Here is a 16,603-nt window from a genome sequence, read left to right on the forward strand (position 1 = left end):
CTCGCTCGATGACCACCCTGCTGGCCCTGGATACCGCTACCGAAGCCTGTTCCGTCGCCCTGTTGCATGACGGCAAGGTGACCAGCCATTACGAGGTCATCCCGCGCATGCACGCGCAGAAACTGCTGCCGATGATCAAGCAGTTGCTGGCCGAATCGGGCGTGGCGCTGAGCGCGCTGGATGCCATCGCCTTTGGCCGTGGCCCGGGCGCTTTCACTGGCGTGCGTATCGCCATCGGCGTGGTACAGGGCCTGGCTTTCGCCCTCGAACGCCCGGTACTGCCAACGTCCAACCTGGCGGCCCTGGCGCAGGGCGCCTTGCGTGAGCGTGGCGTGCAGCAGGTGGCCGCGGCCATCGACGCGCGCATGGACGAGGTGTACTGGGGTTGTTACCGCGCCGAACAGGGCGAGATGCGCCTGATCGGCCAGGAGGCGGTACTGCCGCCAGAGCGCGTGGCCCTGCCGCAAGGCCCGGGCGAGGCATGGTTCGGTGCCGGTACCGGCTGGGGCTACGCCGAGCGCCTGGCCGTGCAGGTTTCTGCCAGCGATGCGGCCGCGTTGCCTAGCGCCCTGGATATCCTCACCCTGGCCGGCTTCGCCTGGGCACGGGGCGAGGCGGTGGTCGCCGAACAGGCGCAACCGGTCTACCTGCGCGATAATGTGGCTACGCCTAAGGCGCGTTGAAGGCATTTCGTCGGCTATCGCCGTTCACGATAAAACCTTTTGCGCGAACTGTGGTCCAGTTATCAGTTCGGGCATTAGCGAAGGATTCCTGATGCTGCTAAATTGCCATCATTGATCCTGAGTGCCTTTGTCATGCGTATCGACGGCTTCTCCTCACAGAGCTACCCCATCAAGCGTGCGCCACGCAAGGCGCCAGCGCGTGACGAAGCCATCGACGAAGCCGATGCCGAGATCATCGAGGACATCGACGCGCAGATCAGCCGCGCCAGCCGTCGCGGCGAGAACCTGCCCGCCCGGCAGCAGGACCTGATCTTCCCCCGCGCCCGCAACCGCCGAACCTCCACCGCCCTGGCCAGCTACCTGACCACCGCCGGCTTCACCGACTGGGAGATGGAAGTGCTGGGGCTGGACCTGTACATTTGATGGATGACGCCATCACCCCTCCCTTATTTCCTCGGTTGCCCGTCCTGGGCTGAAAACGCCTGGCGCGAGTACCTCTATCCCGCCGACGCCCGTAGCGGCGAGTTCCTCGGGCTCTACAGCCAGGTATTCAACGCCGTTGAAGGCAATACCACCTTCTATGCCCGTCCCGCGCCGGCGACCGTCGAGCGTTGGGCGCAGATCATGCCGTCGGGGTTTCGCTTCACGGCCAAGTTTCCGGGCGATGTAAGCCATGCCGGCGACCTGCGCGAACAACTCGATGCGGCCGTCGATTTCACCCGGCTGATGGCGCCCCTGGGCGAGCGCGTTGCGCCGTACTGGCTGCAGTTGCCGGCAATGTTCGGCCCGTCGCGCCTGGGCGAGCTGGCGCATTTTCTTGATGAGATCGGCGTGCCCCTGGCGGTGGAGGTGCGCAACGATGCCTTCTTCGCCCGGGGCGAGGAGGAGCGTCAGCTCAATCGCCTGCTGCATGAACGTGGAGTCGAGCGTATCTGCCTGGATCCGCGTGCGTTGTTCAGTTGCACCTCGCGCGAGCCCGCGGTGCTCCATGCCCAGGCCAAGAAGCCCAAGGTGCCGCCGCGCCCAGCGGCCTTCAGCCAGTCTCCGCAGGTGCGTTTCATCGGTCACCCGCAGCTCGAGGCCAACGAGACCTTCCTCTCTCCTTGGATCGACAAGGTCGCTGCATGGATCGAAGAGGGCCGCAGCCCCTACGTGTTCCTGCATACTTCCGACAATCGCCTGGCGGCGGCGCTGGCCCAGCGTTTTCACCAGCGGCTGATGGCTCGCCTGCCGGGCATTGCAGCGCTGCCTGAATTGCCCCGCGCCCCTGAGGTCGAACAACTGGGGTTACTTTGATCTGATTGCCGGGAGGTTGAACCATGGATGTGCAAACCCTGCGAGCCGAAGCCTTCAAGGCGCTGCATGAGCAAGATGGCGCGTTCGTCATCCCCAACCCGTGGGATGCCGGCTCCGCCCGGCTGTTGGCCAGCCTGGGATATGAAGCGCTGGCCACGACCAGCGCGGGGCTGGCGTTCAGCCTGGGGCGGCCGGATGCCGAGGGCGCGCTGACGCTCGAGGAAACCCTGGGCAACGCCCAGGCGATCGTCGATGCCACCCCATTGCCGGTGGCGGCGGACCTGGAAAACGGCTTCGGCGATTTGCCCGAGGACTGCGCACAGACCATTCTGCGCGCCGCCGAGGCGGGGCTGGTGGGTGGTTCGATCGAAGATGCCAGCGGCCGCGCCGAAGCGCCGATCTACGACTTCGACCTGTCCGTGGTGCGTGTACGCGCCGCCGTGCAGGCTGCCCGCAGCCTGCCGTTCCCCTTCACCCTTTGCGCGCGCGCCGAGAACCTGCTGCACGGGCGTCTCGACCTGGATGACACCATTCGCAGGCTGCAAGCCTATGCCGAGGCCGGCGCCGATGTGCTGTATGCCCCGGGGCTGCGCAGCGTCGATGAGATCCGTGCGGTGGTGCAGGCCGTGGCGCCAAGGCCGGTGAACGTGCTGATGGGCATGGCGGGCGTGCCCTTGAGCGTGAATCAGTTGCAAGACCTGGGCGTCAAGCGCATCAGTGTCGGCTCATCGCTGGCGCGTGCCGCCCTGGGCGCTTTGCAGCGGGCCGCGCTGGAGATCCATGAGCAGGGTACTTTCAGTTATGGCGAGCAGGCGTTGCCATTCGCTCAGCTCAATGACCTCTTCCGTCGCTGAGGCCGCATGGGCAAGACGTTGACCGTACTGGCCAGTCTGCTGCTGGCCGTGCTTGTTGCATGGTGGCTCGGTTGGCGCCCAGCGGATGCCTGGAACCCGTGGGCTGTGCTGGATGTGCGGCAGCCGCCGAACCTGCTGACACCCTACAAGCTATCGCGCCTGCGCGCCGACCCCGAGCTGTGCCGTCAGGCGTTGCAGACCTCGTCATTGCGCTATCGGCAGCAAAGCGACAGCCCGGTGACGGCCAACTGCCCGTTGCGCAACGTCTGGCGCGTCGAAGGCGGTCAGGCGCGGCTCAGCAGCAGCTTCCTCGCCAGTTGTCCGTTGGCCGTGGCCTATGCGCTGTTCGAGGTGCATGGGTTGCAACCGGCGGCGCAGCGGGTGTTTGGCCAGCCAGTGACCCAGGTTGATCACCTGGGCAGCTTTGCCTGCCGCAACGTCTACCATCGCAAGCAAGGGCGGCTCAGCCAGCATGCCAGCGCCAATGCCCTGGATATCAGTGGTTTTCGCCTGCAGGACGGCCAGCGCATCGTGTTGGCGCGGGACTGGCAGGGAGATGGGCGCAAGGCGGACTTCCTGCGCCAGGTGCAGGAGGCGGCGTGCGCAAGCTTCAGCACGGTGCTGGGGCCGGACTACAACGCCGCCCACCACAATCACTTCCATGCGGACATGGGCTTCTGGCAGATCTGCCGCTGAGGTTCAGGCGTGCAGGCGCACGTTGTTCAGCACCACCGGGCGGGCCCAGTGGATATCGAACTCCAGGTCGTTCTGCTGTTTGGCCAGCGTGCTGTCGTCGAAGGGCTCGGGCGCAGGGTCGAGCAGGCCGGTCTCGAACTCGGCGATGGGCAGGAACAGCGGGCGTGGCGTTGGGCCAGGGCCGGGCTCGGCGATGGGGTGGCCCTGGCTCATGACCACTGGACGCACCCAGCTGTTGTCGATGTCGAGCTGGCGTTGCTGCTCGATCAACTCGACGGTGTCGAAGGGCTCGGGGGCAGGGGGCAGCAGTTTGGCCTCGAGTTCCGCCTTGGGCAGGAACAGCGGCTCGGGTGGTGCCACCTCGGTGTCGTGAACCGGCAGGGCGCGCTGGGCATCGATCAGGGCCAGGGCACGGGCGCCGCCGATCGGTTCGCCGCTCTCCTGGTCGCACTGCATCAGCGCCTGGCTGAAACCGTCGACTTCGCCTTCCTGTTGCTCTGCCATGGCGCGGGCAAAGAAATCCTGCCACAGGTGGCTGACGCCACCCAGTGCCTGGGTATTCTGTCGACCGTAGTTGCCGACGGGCGACAAGTAGGTCAAGCCAATGGGAAGAGTGTCTGACATGGCAGTCGCGGGCGTTGTGCTCTGGCAGAATAGCGGGATATTGCCTGTATCGGCTCTGGCCGGGGTTACATTAATTTTTTTCGAGTGCGCGAATCGATGTTAGAGCAACAACAGGCGGCGGGTATCAGGGTCGAGGCGTTGGCCGCGCAATTCCAGGCGCAGGCCGAGGCATGGGCGCAGCGACTGGGCTTGCCGCTGGTTGACGAGGCGGCGGAGTTTGCCGTGCAACTGGGCGCCGAGGGCTTGCAGATCCAGCAACTGGGGCCGCAGGCGCCCGGGCCTGTGCGGGTGGATTTCGTCGAGGGGCAGGCAGCGCATCGACGGTTGTACGGCGGTGGCAACGGGCAGATGATCGCCAAGGCGGTCGGCATCGCCCAAGGCGTGCGGCCGCGGGTGCTCGATGCCACGGCGGGGCTGGGCAAGGACGCGTTCGTGCTGGCCAGCCTGGGCTGCGAGATGACCCTGATCGAGCGCCAGCCGTTGATTGCCGCGCTGCTGGAGGACGGTTTGGCGCGGGCGCGGGGGGATGCCGAAATCGGCCCGATCGTCGCGCGCATGCAACTGCTGACGGGCAATGCCATCGAGCGCATGCGTGCGTGGGAGGGGGAGGCGCCGCAGGTGATCTACCTCGATCCGATGTTCCCGCATCGCGACAAGAGCGCGCTGGTGAAGAAGGAGATGCGGGTGTTCCGGCCGCTGGTCGGCGATGACCTCGATGCGCCTGCCCTGCTCGAGGCTGCCCTGGCGCTGGCCACCCACCGGGTGGTGGTCAAGCGGCCGCGCAAGGCGCCGATCATAGAGGGGGGCAAGCCTTCTCACAGCCTTGAGGGCAAATCCAGCCGGTACGATATCTATCCGAAGAAGGCGCTGAAGGGGTGAATGTCGCTCGTTGATTCAATCTGTGGGGGTGGCGACCCCTGCGCCCGGCGATACCGCCCGGCGGGTCTGCCGCCGTGGCGCAGACTCGGTTATACTCGCGGGCTTTTCACCGAATTCGCACGAGAGCTGCCCGCCCATGGAAATCCAACCGATCCTGAACACCATCAAGGACCTCACCGAGCGTTCCCAGTCCATTCGGGGGTATCTTTGACTACGATCACAAACATGATCGTCTGGTCGAAGTAAACCGCGAGCTGGAAGACGCCGCCGTCTGGAACAAGCCCGAGTACGCCCAGGCCCTGGGCCGTGAGCGCGCGATGCTGGCGCAGGTGGTCGAGACGCTCGATAAGCTGGCCAACGGTCTGGCCGACTGCAAGGACCTGCTAGACATGGCTGTCGAGGAGGGCGATGAAAGCGCTGTCGGCGATGTCGAGACCGAGCTGCAAGGGCTGGAGGAATCCCTCGCCCAGCTCGAGTTCCGTCGCATGTTCAGCGGCGAGATGGACATGAACAACGCCTACCTGGATATCCAGGCCGGCTCCGGCGGCACCGAGGCTCAGGACTGGGCCAACATCCTGCTGCGCATGTACCTGCGCTGGGCCGACAAGCGCGGCTTCGACGCCACCATCATCGAACTGTCCGAAGGTGAGGTCGCCGGCATCAAGGGCGCCACCGTGCACATCAAGGGCGAGTACGCCTTCGGCTGGCTGCGCACCGAGATCGGCGTGCACCGCCTGGTGCGCAAGAGCCCGTTCGACTCCGGCGCCCGTCGCCACACCTCGTTCTCGGCGGTATTCGTCTCGCCCGAGATCGACGACAAGGTCGAGATCGAGATCAACCCGTCCGACCTGCGCATCGACACCTACCGCTCCTCGGGTGCCGGTGGTCAGCACGTCAACACCACCGACTCGGCGGTGCGTATCACCCACGTGCCGACCAACACCGTGGTGGCCTGCCAGAACGAACGTTCCCAGCACGCCAACAAGGACACCGCCATGAAAATGCTGCGGGCCAAGTTGTACGAGCTGGAGATGCAGAAGCGCAACGCCGCCTCGCAGGCGCTGGAAGACAGCAAGTCGGACATCGGTTGGGGTCACCAGATCCGTTCCTACGTGCTCGACGACTCGCGCATCAAGGACCTGCGTACCGGCGTCGAGCGCAGCGACTGCCAGAAGGTCCTGGACGGCGACCTCGACCAGTACCTGGAAGCGAGCCTCAAGCAGGGGCTGTAAGCATCACCGCCGTGGCGGGCCCGTGGGAGCGGGCTTGCCCCGCGATCCCTCACCCGCGAGGGCAACGAATACCTGATGGAAAGAATGACGACATGAGCGACCTCAAGACCGAAGCGCAAGACCTGCAACAGGAAGAAAACACCCTGATCGCGCTGCGCAAGGAAAAACTTGCCGCCGAGCGCGCCAAGGGCAACGCCTTCCCCAACGACTTCCGTCGCGACAGCTACTGCAACGACCTGCAGAAACAGTACGCGGACAAGACCAAGGAAGAGCTGGAAGCAGCCGCCATCCCGGTCAAGGTTGCTGGTCGCATCATGCTCAACCGTGGCTCGTTCATGGTCATCCAGGACATGACCGGCCGCATCCAGGTCTACGTCAACCGCAAGACCCTGCCGGAAGAGACCTTGGCCGCGGTCAAGACCTGGGACCTGGGCGACATCATCAGCGCCGAAGGCACCCTGGCCCGTTCCGGCAAGGGCGACCTGTACGTCGAGATGACCAACGTGCGTCTGCTGACCAAGTCGCTGCGCCCGCTGCCGGACAAGCACCACGGCCTGACCGACACCGAGCAGCGCTACCGCCAGCGCTACGTCGACCTGATGGTCAACGAGGAAACCCGCCACACCTTCCGTGTGCGTTCGCAGGTGATCTCGCACATCCGCAAGTTCCTCATCGAGCGCGACTTCCTCGAAGTGGAAACCCCGATGCTGCAGACCATCCCCGGCGGCGCCGCGGCCAAGCCGTTCGAAACCCACCACAACGCGCTGGACATGGCCATGTTCCTGCGCATCGCCCCGGAGCTGTACCTCAAGCGCCTGGTGGTCGGTGGTTTCGAGAAAGTGTTCGAGATCAACCGCAACTTCCGTAACGAAGGCGTTTCGACTCGTCACAACCCAGAATTCACCATGCTCGAGTTCTACCAGGCCTACGCCGACTACCGCGACAACATGGACCTCACCGAGGAACTGTTCCGCGAACTGGCGCAGCTGGTGCTGGGCAGCACCGACGTGCCGTACGGCGACAAGGTGTTCCATTTCGGCGAGCCATTCGTGCGCCTGTCGGTGTTCGACTCGATCCTCAAGTACAACCCGGAGCTCACCGCTGCCGATCTGCAGGACGTCGATCGTGCCCGTGAGATCGCCAAGAAGGCCGGCGCCAAGGTGCTGGGCCACGAAGGCCTGGGCAAGCTGCAGGTGATGATTTTCGAAGAGCTGGTCGAGCACAAGCTGGAGCAGCCGCACTTCATTACCGAGTACCCGTTCGAAGTCTCGCCGCTGGCGCGTCGCAACGACGACAATCCGGCCGTGACCGACCGCTTCGAGCTGTTCATCGGTGGCCGCGAGATCGCCAACGCCTACTCCGAGCTCAACGATGCCGAAGACCAGGCCGAGCGCTTCCTGGCCCAGGTGGCCGAAAAGGACGCCGGTGACGACGAAGCCATGCACTACGACGCCGATTTCGTCCGTGCCCTGGAGTACGGCATGCCGCCGACCGCCGGTGAAGGCATCGGCATCGACCGCCTGGTGATGCTGCTGACCAACTCGCCGTCGATCCGCGACGTGATCCTGTTCCCGCACATGCGTCCACAGGCCTGAGTGATCTGAACAAGCCGCCTTTCGAGGCGGCTTTTTCTTGCCTGAAGCTTTATGTTGTTTGTACCGGCCTCATCGCGGGGCAAGCCCGCTCCCACGCTACATCGCAAGTTTCAAGCTTTGTGGTGCAACCGTGGGAGCGGGCTTGCCCCGCGATGAGGCCGGTACAGGCAACCCACTGTTCGTGAGGTAAACCCGAGTGACCCCCGCCATGCCCCACCAGGGCGCCGCCGGCATCGCCACCGCCGTCGCCGAAAGCGTGCAGTACCAAGGTCGCAAGACCGCCCGACAGGGCAGCGAGCAACGCCGCCAGCAGATCCTCGACGCCGCCATGCGTATCGTCGTGCGCGATGGCGTGCGCGGCGTGCGCCACCGCGCCGTGGCCGCCGAGGCCGGCGTGCCGTTGTCGGCCACCACCTACTATTTCAAGGATATCCAGGACCTGCTGGCCGACACCTTCGCCCAGTACGTCGAGCGCAGCGCGGCCTACATGGCCAAGCTCTGGACCAACACCGAAGGCGTGCTGCGCCAGTTGCTGGCCCAGGGCGACGGCAGCCACGAGGCCCGGGCGCACCTGGCCGATGAAGTGGCGCGTATGCTGGCCGACTACGTGCTGCGCCAACTGAACAACCGCCGCGACTTCCTCATGGCCGAGCAGGCCTTCCGCCAGGAGGCGCTGCTGTGCCCGCGCCTGGCCGAACTGGTGCAGGCCCACGAGCAGATCCTGCTGCATGGCGCGCGCCAGATACTGCAGGTGGTCGGCTCGCGCCAGCCGGAACAGGATGCCCAGATGTTGACGGCGATTATCGAGCAGATGGAATATCAGGGCCTGCTCAAGGATGCGAATGCGCAGGCCGATGAGCAGATGCTCGCTATCCTTGTCCGATACCTGCAGATGGTGCTGGCCTCGGCCTGAGTGGCGAACGATTTTTCAAGGAGAACCTGATGAAAGCCTGGCGTGTGGTGTTGTTGACCTTGTCATTCCTCCTGCTGGGCGGTTGTCTGGTGACCTTCGACGAACCGCTGCCGGCCAACCAGCCAGCGCCTAAGGCCCTACTCGGGCAGTGGAGCAGCAAGGACGCCTGGGGCCAGCCACTCAAGCTGAGTATCAGCCGCGCCGGTGGCAATACCTACAAGGCAGTGGCCCGTGCCCAGGGCAAGGCGCCCGAGGAGTACGTCTTCACCGTGGCCCGGCACGGCAACCGCTGGTACCTGTCGGCTGGCGTGCCCAAGCGGCTGGGCGGCAACTTCCTGATTGGCGGCTTCGAGGTGATCGACGGCAAGCAGCTGGTGGTCTACAACCTCGATGTCGAGCAGGTCCAGCAGGCAGTGGACGAGAAGGAACTGAGCGGGCGCGGCACCCAGGTGCCCGAGGACAATGGCCCCGGCGTGCTGATCGACAGCCCGACGGAGCGTGTGCTGGCCTATCTGGACGACCCGGCCAACTCCGACTTGTTCGTCGAAGTAGCGCGCTTCCAGCGTTCCGGTAAGTAGCGTGGACTGCGTTGGCTTCATCGCCGGCAAGCCGGCTCCCACATGTTGAGCAGCGTTTTCTGTGGGAGCCGGCTTGCCGGCGAAAGGGCCGCAAGGCGGCCCCGGCTACGTTAGTTGCAAGGCATTTCGATTCAAGGAGTCCCCGGTGGACGAATACCAGCAAACTATCCGCAGCCTGTCCGATCGCATTGTCGCCACGCAGACGCCGATTCGCGTGCTCGACGCGGTGAAATGGGACGACGGCATCCGCCAGGGCTTCCTCAAGGCCAAGGGCAAGGAGCCGCCTGCGGTAGATCGCGCCTATTATCAGAGCCGGCCGTTGTCGTTCGACTCCAATGCGGTGAAAGCCGAGTTCCAGAGCATCGAGCGCGACATCACCCGACAACTGGGCCAGTTCAACCCGGTCGGGCAGATCATGCGGCGCATGTGCAAGGAGTACCGCATGGTGGTGCGCATGCTTGAGGCGCGAGGCACCGAGGATTTCGGCCTGATTTCCCAAGAGCTCTACGGCGCCGCCTCCGATGCCTTCCACGCCGGTGACCCGACCCTGGCCGACCTGGGCCTGATGCTCTCGGACTACCTGAACAACATCGACGGCCGCGGCGACTTGAAGGACGAGCCGAAGAACCTCACCGCCAAGGAAGCGGTGGAGATTCTCCAGCGTCGCCTGAACAAGGTGTTCGGCGAAGCCGAGGAAACCATCCGCGTGTTCGAGTCCGACGGTATCGTCGCCGACGCCGCGGCCGGCGCCGACTACATCAAGGTGCGCGCCGACGCCATGTTCAACAGCCGCGACGTGCGGGCTCTGGAGGTCCACGAAGGGCTGGTGCATGTCGGCACCACCCTCAATGGCCTGAACCAGCCGATCTGCACCTTCCTGGCCAAAGGGCCGCCCTCGTCGACGGTGACCCAGGAGGGCCTGGCGATTCTCATGGAAGTGATCGCCTTCGCCTCCTACCCCAGCCGCCTGCGCAAGCTCACCAACCGCACCCGGGCCATCCACATGGTCGAGGAAGGGGCGGACTTCCTGCAGGTCTTCGAGTTCTTCCGTGGCCAGGGCTTCGAGATGGGCCAGAGCTACAGCAACGCCAGCCGGGTGTTCCGCGGCTCGGTGCCCAACGGCCTGCCGTTTACCAAGGACTTGTCCTACCTCAAGGGCTTCATCATGGTTTACAACTACATTCAGTTGGCCGTGAAGAAGGGCAAGCTCGAACAGATCCCGTTGTTGTTCTGCGGCAAGACCACCCTGGAAGACATGCGCACGCTGCGTCAGCTGGTCGAGGAAGGGCTGGTGGAGCCGCCCAAGTACCTACCTGAACAGTTCCGCGACCTCAACGCGCTGTCGGCCTGGATGTGCTTCTCCAACTTCCTCAACCACCTGAGCCTGGACCGTATTGAAGCCGACTACGCGAACATTCTCTGACGCCTGCCGTCACCTCGCCTTCGGCCTCGGCTTGCTGCTGCTGGGGGGGTGCAGCAGCCTGCTGTTCTATCCCGAGCCCGGCCAGCCGTTCACCCCGGCACAGGCACATTTGCAGTATCAGGACGTGAACCTCACCGCCGCCGACGGCACGCGCCTGCACGGCTGGTGGATCCCGGTGCCGCAGGGTGTCGAGGTCAAGGGCACCGTGCTGCACCTGCATGGCAACGGCGGCAACCTGGCCTGGCATCTGGGCGGCAGCTACTGGCTGCCGAAAGAGGGCTACCAGGTGCTGATGCTCGACTATCGCGGGTACGGCCTGTCCCAGGGCAAGCCGACCCTGCCCGAGGTGTATGGCGACATCGGCGCGGCGCTGGACTGGCTGCGCACCGCTCCCCAGGTGCAAGGCAAGCCGCTGGTGCTGCTGGGCCAGAGCCTCGGCGGGGCGATGGCCATTCACTACCTCGCACAGTACCCTGAGCAGCGTCGCCGTTTCAGCGCCCTGGTATTCGACGGTGTGCCGGCCAGCTACCGGGCCGTGGGACGTTACGCCCTGAGTACCTCGTGGATGACCTGGCCGTTGCAGGTACCGCTGTCGTGGCTGGTGCCCGACGGCGACAGCGCGATCCACTCGATCGAGCGCCTGGACAGTCCGCCAAAGCTGTTCTTCCACAGCATCGACGACAACCTGGTGCCGCTGGACAACGGCCTGCGCCTGTACCGGCATGCACCGCCGCCGCGGGTGCTGCAATTGACCCGTGGCGATCATGTGCAGACCTTCGCCGACCCGACCTGGCGCCAGGTGATGCTGCGCTTTTTGGACGACCCCGCGCACTTCAACGGCCTGCGCCGTCTGGCCGAAGTCCCCAACTACCCTGACGAGAAGAACAAGCAATGAGTGAAGAACGCAACGCCATCCCGCTGATCCTGACCGGTGTCGGCAGCATCATCGTGACGGTGGGAGCCCTCTGGTACTACGGCTACCTGCATTTCGCCAAGCCTGAGGACGCCCTGTTGCTGCAGGACTTCACCATGCTCAAGACCATTCCCGGCGAGGACTACAAGCTTTCGCTGACCCCGGCGCCGCAGGTGGCGCAATGCATCGACGGCGTGCTGGTGCTGTTCGATACCCAGCAGAAAGGGCTGACCGGCGTGCTGGTGGACAACCGCAAGCGCGCGGTGCGCTGCGCCGGACAGGAGACGCCGCAGCAGGAGCTGCAGTAACAGAAGGTACAGTAGCGGCACCCCTGGCAACGGGCTTGCCCGCTGCCACAGGCCCGGCCGGCGTCATTCGTCGTCGGCAGTGCCGTCGGCCCGCCAGTAGGCGGCAGCCTTGAGGGCGTCTTCCTGCACGCCCTTTTCCAGCAGCAGCGCCTTGGCCTGCCGGGTCAGTGCCTTCTCCAGCGCCACCCAGCCATACAGCCGGCCCTGGGGCAGCGCCAGGCGCTTGACCTGCTCCAGCAGGTCTTCTGCATGCCGGCGCACCCAGATCACCTCGACCTGCGCCTTGCTGGCCAGTGCCTGGCGCTCGTGCTCATCCTCGATCTGGATCACCGCCAGCACCTGGCGCCCCGCCGGCAATTCTTCAAGGCGCCGGGCGATGGCCGGGATTGCGGTTTCGTCACCGATCAGCAGGTAGCTGTCGAAGATGTCCGGTACCACCATCGAGGCGCGTGGGCCGGCGATGTCCAGGGTCTGCCCTGGCGCCGCCTGCGCGGCCCAGGTGGAGGCGGGGCCGTCGCCATGCAGGACGAAGTCGATATCCAGTTCAAGGTTCGCCAGGTCGATGCGCCTTGGCGTGTACTCGCGCATGGTCGGTCGGGCGCCGCCGTCGCGACCGAGGTTGCGGGCGTCGATGGCCTGCTGTTCTTCGGGCGTGCAGGCGAACAGCAGCTTGATGTGGTCGTCGCTGCCGACGCTGGCGAAGCCCGCCAGCTCCGCGCCACCCAGGGTGATGCGGCGCATGCGCGGGGTCAGGTCGGTGACCCGCAGCACGTCGAGGCGGCGTTGGCGGATCTCGTGGTTGACGCGGTGGATGGTGTCGCTCATGGGGTGTTCTCCGTAACAGGGATGGCCGGCCCGGAGGCGATGGCCTTGGCGGTGTCGTTGAGCAGGTTGCGCACCCGCTCGATCTCTTCGGCGCTCCAGCGGCCGCTGTGCATGTGCAGGGCATGGCGCAGGTTGCCGACGGCTTCATGGATTTCTGCGGGGCGGTCATGGCCGCGCAAGGCACGCTTGCTCACCTCGATGCGCATGCGCATGCCGTCGAGGGCGACGGCCTGTTCTGCAAGGGCGCTGCGACCGGCGTCGGTGATGGCGTAAAGGCGCTTGCTGCCCTGGATGGCGCCGGTGACCAGTTCGGCTTCCTCGAGGTAGCTGAGGGTCGGGTAGATCACTCCGGGGCTGGGGCTGTAGCTGCCGTCGAAGAGGTTCTCGATCTGGCGGATCAGGTCGTAGCCGTGCCCCGGTTGCTCGGCCAGCATCGACAGCATCAGCAGTTTCAGGTCGCCCGGGGCGAATACCCGTGGGCCACGTTCGGCGCGGCCGGGGCGGCGTTCGAAGGGATCATGGTCACGCATGGAGAGGGCTCCGTCTGTTTAGATATATCGCAAGATACTACTCAAGATATATCTTAAGACAAGCCTTCAAATGCAGATGATTATCATCTAATTTTTTGATGATTCACGACTGGCCCGCCACCTGTGGCGCCTTGCAGGCGGTTGGGTTGCCTGGTTCCAGGTACGGCATGAGGATCGGCGCCATGCCCTTGAGCACCTGCACCGGCAGTGCCGAGGTGAAGGTGAAGGCCTCGGCCGTGCGCCCCGGAACGAACGCGGTGAGGGTGCCGAAGTGGTTGTCGCCGAGGAAGAACACGAAGGTGGCGGTGCGGTTCAGCGAGCGCGAGCCGATCAGCCGGCCGCCGGCGCCGAAGCTTTCGATGCGGTTGTCGCCGGTGCCTGTCTTGCCGCCCATCACCAGTGGCGTGCCGTCGTGCAGTTTGAAGCTGCCGGAGATGCGCCGCGCGGTGCCGGCATCGACCACTTGTGACATCGCGCCCTTGAGCGCCCGGGCGACCTCGACGGGCAAGATCCGCTGACCGCGGTCCGGGTCGCTGATCAGTTGCGTTTCGTACGGGGTGTTCTGGGCGAAGTGCAAGGTGTCGATGCGCAGGGTCGGCAGGCGCACGCCATCGTTCTGGATGATCCCGACCAGTTCGGAGAGGGCGGCCGGCCGGTCGCCGGAGCTGCCGATGGCAGTGGCCAGCGACGGTACCAGGTGGTCGAACGGATAACCCACGCGCTTCCAGCGCTGGTGGATGTCGGTGAACGCCTCGATCTCGACCATGGTGCGGATGCGGCTGTCGCGGGCGCCCTGGTGGCGGCTCTTGAACAGCCAGCTGTAGACCTCCTGGCGTTCGAAGCGGCTGGCGTTGAGGGCGTCCTTGAGCGAGGCGCCCGGGTTTTTCAGCAGGTAGCCGAGCAGCCACAGGTCCAACGGGTGGACCTTGGCGATGTAGCCCTGGTCGGGCAGGTCGTACTTGCCCGGGCCATAGGCCTCGTACATCTCCACCAGACGGCCATCGGTGAGCTTGGCCATGGCCTTCTTGTCGTCCTTGCTGTGGGCGCGGACGAATGCGTTGAAGGTTTCCTGGCCGGCCTCGGGGAACAGGTAGCGGTGCACCGCGGCCAGGCGCTGCGGGGTCACGCGCATGCTGTCGAGGAAGGTGTCCAGGCGCTGCTGCGAGGTCTTGCGCTGGTATTTCTTCCAGAAGCGCATGGTGTAGTTGGAGCCTTCGCGGTCGGCGAAACGCGCCAGGTATTCCTGGCGGCGCGGGTCGCTGTCGTCCCTTAGCAGCGGTTCGCGGTTGAACGGCTGCTGGTAGGTGACGTAGCGCACGATGTCGCGCATCAGGCGGATGAACGGCAGGTTGATCGATTCGCGCAGGGCGTCCTTTAGGGTCGGGTTCCGGTTGTTGTCTTCCTTGCGGAAGTTGTTGAACACATGCATGCCGCCACCGGTGAAGAAGGCTTCGCCGGTGTTGGCTGAGTACTTGCGCTCAAGGGCTGCGTCGAGCATGGCGTCCAGGCTCTGGTTCTTGCCGTTCTGCATCAGCCATTCCAGTGACCACTGGCTGATGCGGTCGAGTTCGGCCACCGGGACTTTCTTCAGTTCGGCGGCGGGTTTGCCGGCGTACTTGTCGTGCAGCTCGGCAACGATTTCCAGGTAGGTGGTAAGCACCCGCAGCTTGGCGGTGGAGCCCAGTTCGAGCTTGCTGCCTTCGTTGATGTCGAAGGGCTGGTTGGTGCTGTCGGTCTGCACCCGCACCCGCGAGCCGTCGGCGGTGCGTTCGAACAGGGTGAAGCTGTAGCTGACCTGGTCGGTGGTCTTGCTGGTCAGCAGGCGTTCGCCGATCAGGCCGAGCTGTGCGGCGAACGCCGGGTCGGCGAGGTTCTTCAGGTACTGGCTGACCTGCACCTGCAGGTCGGCCTGCAGGGTGCTGGTGGCCGACAGGTCGAGGCGGTCGAGGTCGTACAGCGGCCGGTTGAGCATCGCCGCGAGGCGGTTGCGGGCCAGGCTGATGCCCTTGTTGGTGATGATCGGCACGATGGTCGGTTGGGCCACCCAGTCGCGGTACACCGCCTTGCTGGCCAGGGCGGCGTCGGCCAGTGGACGGTCGATGACAGCGTTGGCGGCGAGTACCCGGATGTGCGAATCGGTCAGTTCCGCCAGTTCGATGCGGCCCTTGGACAGGTAATGCGAAGGGCGGCGCTGGGCGATCATCAGCGATAGCACCTGGCGCAGGGCCAGGCCGCGCTCGGCCATGCTCTTGTCATCGGTGGCCGTGGAGGTGAGCGCCTGGTTGACCTGATCGAAGTCGGCGCCGTACCACACCCGCAAGCCTTCGGCCATGCCGTGCACCTCACCGTGGCCAGGGACCGCCGACAGCGGCACGCTGTTGAGGTAGTCGCGCACGATGCGTTCGCGGGCCTCGGTGGTGTCGGGGCCACCCTGGTAGGCGCGCACGCTGGCGGAGATCATCTGGCGGATCTTCTCGGCGCCGGAGACGGTCAGCCCGTCCGGCGAGTGGCGATACTTCTCAAGCTGGGTGGCCAGGGTGCTGCCACCGGCCGACTGGCCGGGCAGGGCCAGGTACTTGGCAATCTGGCTGTAGGCCGCCTTGGCGAAGCGTGGCCAGTCCACCGCCGGGTTGTTTTGCGGGTCCTTCGGGTCGAGCAGGTCGCGGTTCTCGATGAACAGCAGGCTGTTGACCATCACCGGCGGGATCGCTGCGAAGTTCGGGTACAGGTGCTGCGGGTAGTTGTACTGGTAGAGCATGTCGCCGCGGCAGTCGGTGATCGACAGGCCGGCCTGGATTTTTTCCACGTATGGCACGAACAGGCCGTGATCGACGTAGTTCATCAACGCCGGGGAAAAGCGCACCTGCTGGTTGATCAGGTAGTCGCGCTTGAGCAGCCGTGGCAGGAACTCGCCCAGGGCGCTGTAGCCCAGGCGTTTGTCGAACGGGCCGTCGCCCGGGTAGACGATGGCATCGCTCGGGCCGGGCTCCAGGGCATAGGTCAGGGTACCGGCCAGACGGCTGAATTCACGGGACTGCAGGCGCGAGGTCTGGAATTCGTCGTAGGCGGCCATACCTATCGCCACCAGTGCCACCAGCAGGATAAGCAGGATCAGGCGCCACCACAGACGGCGCTGACGTGGGGTCTTGGACAAGGGGGCTTCAGCCTGAGCTTCTTTGGGTGCTTCCGTTCTGGTTGGTTCCGATTGCCACAGTGCGCCCATAGTCTTGAGTCCGGCCAGGTGTTTTCGCGTT

At 65.1% G+C, this 16,603-nt stretch carries 17 protein-coding genes; 13 read left to right on the forward strand and 4 right to left on the reverse strand.

Translation table 11 applies throughout. From position 1 onward, the window contains the following. Positions 1-8 precede the first annotated feature (8 nt). The 5 genes from tsaB to ACQ4OD_RS07680 all read left to right on the forward strand — a co-directional run bounded on the left by tsaB (position 9) and on the right by ACQ4OD_RS07680 (position 3,529). The gene (tsaB, locus tag ACQ4OD_RS07660; protein ID WP_102684073.1) at positions 9-683 is read left to right on the forward strand and encodes a tRNA (adenosine(37)-N6)-threonylcarbamoyltransferase complex dimerization subunit type 1 TsaB; all 675 of its coding nucleotides are present in this window, start codon (positions 9-11) and stop codon (positions 681-683) included. Between the two features lie 132 nt (positions 684-815). Further along, positions 816-1,106 (forward strand): hypothetical protein, encoded by a 291-nt coding sequence (locus tag ACQ4OD_RS07665; protein ID WP_038707592.1) that lies wholly within the window; start codon positions 816-818, stop codon positions 1,104-1,106. A gap of 3 nt (positions 1,107-1,109) precedes the next feature. Continuing rightward, positions 1,110-1,979 carry a DUF72 domain-containing protein gene (locus ACQ4OD_RS07670; protein WP_139669223.1) on the forward strand — a complete coding sequence of 290 codons (870 nt, stop codon included), beginning with the start codon at positions 1,110-1,112 and terminating at the stop codon, positions 1,977-1,979. A gap of 23 nt (positions 1,980-2,002) precedes the next feature. After that, the gene (locus tag ACQ4OD_RS07675) at positions 2,003-2,833 is read left to right on the forward strand and encodes an isocitrate lyase/PEP mutase family protein (RefSeq protein WP_198755148.1); all 831 of its coding nucleotides are present in this window, start codon (positions 2,003-2,005) and stop codon (positions 2,831-2,833) included. A gap of 6 nt (positions 2,834-2,839) precedes the next feature. Next, complete coding sequence (locus ACQ4OD_RS07680) at positions 2,840-3,529, forward strand: extensin family protein (protein WP_102684076.1); 690 nt, start codon at positions 2,840-2,842, stop codon at positions 3,527-3,529. Between the two features lie 3 nt (positions 3,530-3,532). Here ACQ4OD_RS07680 and ACQ4OD_RS07685 read toward each other — a convergent pair whose 3' ends face one another. Continuing rightward, positions 3,533-4,153 carry a hypothetical protein gene (locus tag ACQ4OD_RS07685; RefSeq protein WP_046854420.1) on the reverse strand — a complete coding sequence of 207 codons (621 nt, stop codon included), beginning with the start codon at positions 4,151-4,153 and terminating at the stop codon, positions 3,533-3,535. Positions 4,154-4,249: 96 nt separating this feature from the next. Here ACQ4OD_RS07685 and ACQ4OD_RS07690 point away from each other — a divergent pair, with 96 nt between their 5' ends. The 8 genes from ACQ4OD_RS07690 (at position 4,250) to ACQ4OD_RS07725 (ending at position 11,994) form a co-directional block, all read left to right on the forward strand. After that, on the forward strand, positions 4,250-5,032 hold the full coding sequence (locus ACQ4OD_RS07690) for a class I SAM-dependent methyltransferase (RefSeq protein WP_038706674.1): 783 nt from the start codon (positions 4,250-4,252) through the stop codon (positions 5,030-5,032). Between the two features lie 136 nt (positions 5,033-5,168). Next, a protein-coding gene (gene prfB, locus ACQ4OD_RS07695) for a peptide chain release factor 2 (protein WP_139669227.1) occupies positions 5,169-6,264 on the forward strand; the annotation gives its coding sequence in 2 pieces (ribosomal slippage) (positions 5,169-5,240 and positions 5,242-6,264; 1,095 coding nt in all). 92 nt (positions 6,265-6,356) lie between these two features. Beyond that, entirely contained in the window at positions 6,357-7,859 is a 1,503-nt protein-coding gene (lysS, locus tag ACQ4OD_RS07700) for a lysine--tRNA ligase (RefSeq protein WP_023630948.1), read from the forward strand. A 208-nt stretch (positions 7,860-8,067) separates the two neighbouring features. After that, the gene (locus tag ACQ4OD_RS07705) at positions 8,068-8,772 is read left to right on the forward strand and encodes a TetR/AcrR family transcriptional regulator (protein WP_046854423.1); all 705 of its coding nucleotides are present in this window, start codon (positions 8,068-8,070) and stop codon (positions 8,770-8,772) included. A 29-nt stretch (positions 8,773-8,801) separates the two neighbouring features. Beyond that, on the forward strand, positions 8,802-9,350 hold the full coding sequence (locus ACQ4OD_RS07710) for a lipoprotein (protein ID WP_046854424.1): 549 nt from the start codon (positions 8,802-8,804) through the stop codon (positions 9,348-9,350). Between the two features lie 145 nt (positions 9,351-9,495). Further along, the gene (locus ACQ4OD_RS07715; RefSeq protein WP_198755496.1) at positions 9,496-10,773 is read left to right on the forward strand and encodes a flavohemoglobin expression-modulating QEGLA motif protein; all 1,278 of its coding nucleotides are present in this window, start codon (positions 9,496-9,498) and stop codon (positions 10,771-10,773) included. Further along, the gene (locus ACQ4OD_RS07720; RefSeq protein ID WP_430944117.1) at positions 10,745-11,668 is read left to right on the forward strand and encodes an alpha/beta hydrolase; all 924 of its coding nucleotides are present in this window, start codon (positions 10,745-10,747) and stop codon (positions 11,666-11,668) included. The genes ACQ4OD_RS07715 and ACQ4OD_RS07720 overlap by 29 nt, the downstream gene beginning before the upstream one ends. Further along, entirely contained in the window at positions 11,665-11,994 is a 330-nt protein-coding gene (locus ACQ4OD_RS07725) for a hypothetical protein (RefSeq protein WP_023632434.1), read from the forward strand. The genes ACQ4OD_RS07720 and ACQ4OD_RS07725 overlap by 4 nt, the downstream gene beginning before the upstream one ends. Positions 11,995-12,057: 63 nt before the next feature. Here ACQ4OD_RS07725 and ACQ4OD_RS07730 read toward each other — a convergent pair whose 3' ends face one another. The 3 genes from ACQ4OD_RS07730 to ACQ4OD_RS07740 form a co-directional block, all read right to left on the reverse strand. Continuing rightward, entirely contained in the window at positions 12,058-12,819 is a 762-nt protein-coding gene (locus ACQ4OD_RS07730; protein WP_430944118.1) for a siderophore-interacting protein, read from the reverse strand. Continuing rightward, positions 12,816-13,349: a PadR family transcriptional regulator gene (locus ACQ4OD_RS07735; protein ID WP_430944119.1), complete on the reverse strand. Its 534-nt coding sequence runs from the start codon at positions 13,347-13,349 to the stop codon at positions 12,816-12,818. Before ACQ4OD_RS07735 ends, ACQ4OD_RS07730 begins: the two co-directional genes overlap by 4 nt. A gap of 103 nt (positions 13,350-13,452) precedes the next feature. Next, entirely contained in the window at positions 13,453-16,572 is a 3,120-nt protein-coding gene (locus tag ACQ4OD_RS07740; RefSeq protein WP_139669237.1) for a biosynthetic peptidoglycan transglycosylase, read from the reverse strand. Positions 16,573-16,603: the final 31 nt, after the last annotated feature.

This window comes from Pseudomonas sp. WC1 (assembly GCF_050586565.1).
Taxonomy (GTDB): domain Bacteria; phylum Pseudomonadota; class Gammaproteobacteria; order Pseudomonadales; family Pseudomonadaceae; genus Aquipseudomonas.

Excerpts from the sequence above, each read along its gene's own strand:
- ACQ4OD_RS07725 (WP_023632434.1), top strand. The coding sequence starts at position 11,665 with ATGAGTGAAGAACGCAACGCCATCCCGCTGATCCTGACCGGTGTCGGC.
- tsaB (WP_102684073.1), top strand. The coding sequence starts at position 9 with ATGACCACCCTGCTGGCCCTGGATACCGCTACCGAAGCCTGTTCCGTC.
- ACQ4OD_RS07670 (WP_139669223.1), top strand. The coding sequence starts at position 1,110 with ATGACGCCATCACCCCTCCCTTATTTCCTCGGTTGCCCGTCCTGGGCT.
- ACQ4OD_RS07685 (WP_046854420.1), bottom strand. The coding sequence starts at position 4,153 with ATGTCAGACACTCTTCCCATTGGCTTGACCTACTTGTCGCCCGTCGGC.
- ACQ4OD_RS07740 (WP_139669237.1), bottom strand. The coding sequence starts at position 16,572 with ATGGGCGCACTGTGGCAATCGGAACCAACCAGAACGGAAGCACCCAAA.
- ACQ4OD_RS07675 (WP_198755148.1), top strand. The coding sequence starts at position 2,003 with ATGGATGTGCAAACCCTGCGAGCCGAAGCCTTCAAGGCGCTGCATGAG.
- ACQ4OD_RS07710 (WP_046854424.1), top strand. The coding sequence starts at position 8,802 with ATGAAAGCCTGGCGTGTGGTGTTGTTGACCTTGTCATTCCTCCTGCTG.
- ACQ4OD_RS07690 (WP_038706674.1), top strand. The coding sequence starts at position 4,250 with ATGTTAGAGCAACAACAGGCGGCGGGTATCAGGGTCGAGGCGTTGGCC.
- lysS (WP_023630948.1), top strand. The coding sequence starts at position 6,357 with ATGAGCGACCTCAAGACCGAAGCGCAAGACCTGCAACAGGAAGAAAAC.
- ACQ4OD_RS07730 (WP_430944118.1), bottom strand. The coding sequence starts at position 12,819 with ATGAGCGACACCATCCACCGCGTCAACCACGAGATCCGCCAACGCCGC.
- ACQ4OD_RS07705 (WP_046854423.1), top strand. The coding sequence starts at position 8,068 with ATGCCCCACCAGGGCGCCGCCGGCATCGCCACCGCCGTCGCCGAAAGC.
- ACQ4OD_RS07665 (WP_038707592.1), top strand. The coding sequence starts at position 816 with ATGCGTATCGACGGCTTCTCCTCACAGAGCTACCCCATCAAGCGTGCG.
- ACQ4OD_RS07680 (WP_102684076.1), top strand. The coding sequence starts at position 2,840 with ATGGGCAAGACGTTGACCGTACTGGCCAGTCTGCTGCTGGCCGTGCTT.
- ACQ4OD_RS07735 (WP_430944119.1), bottom strand. The coding sequence starts at position 13,349 with ATGCGTGACCATGATCCCTTCGAACGCCGCCCCGGCCGCGCCGAACGT.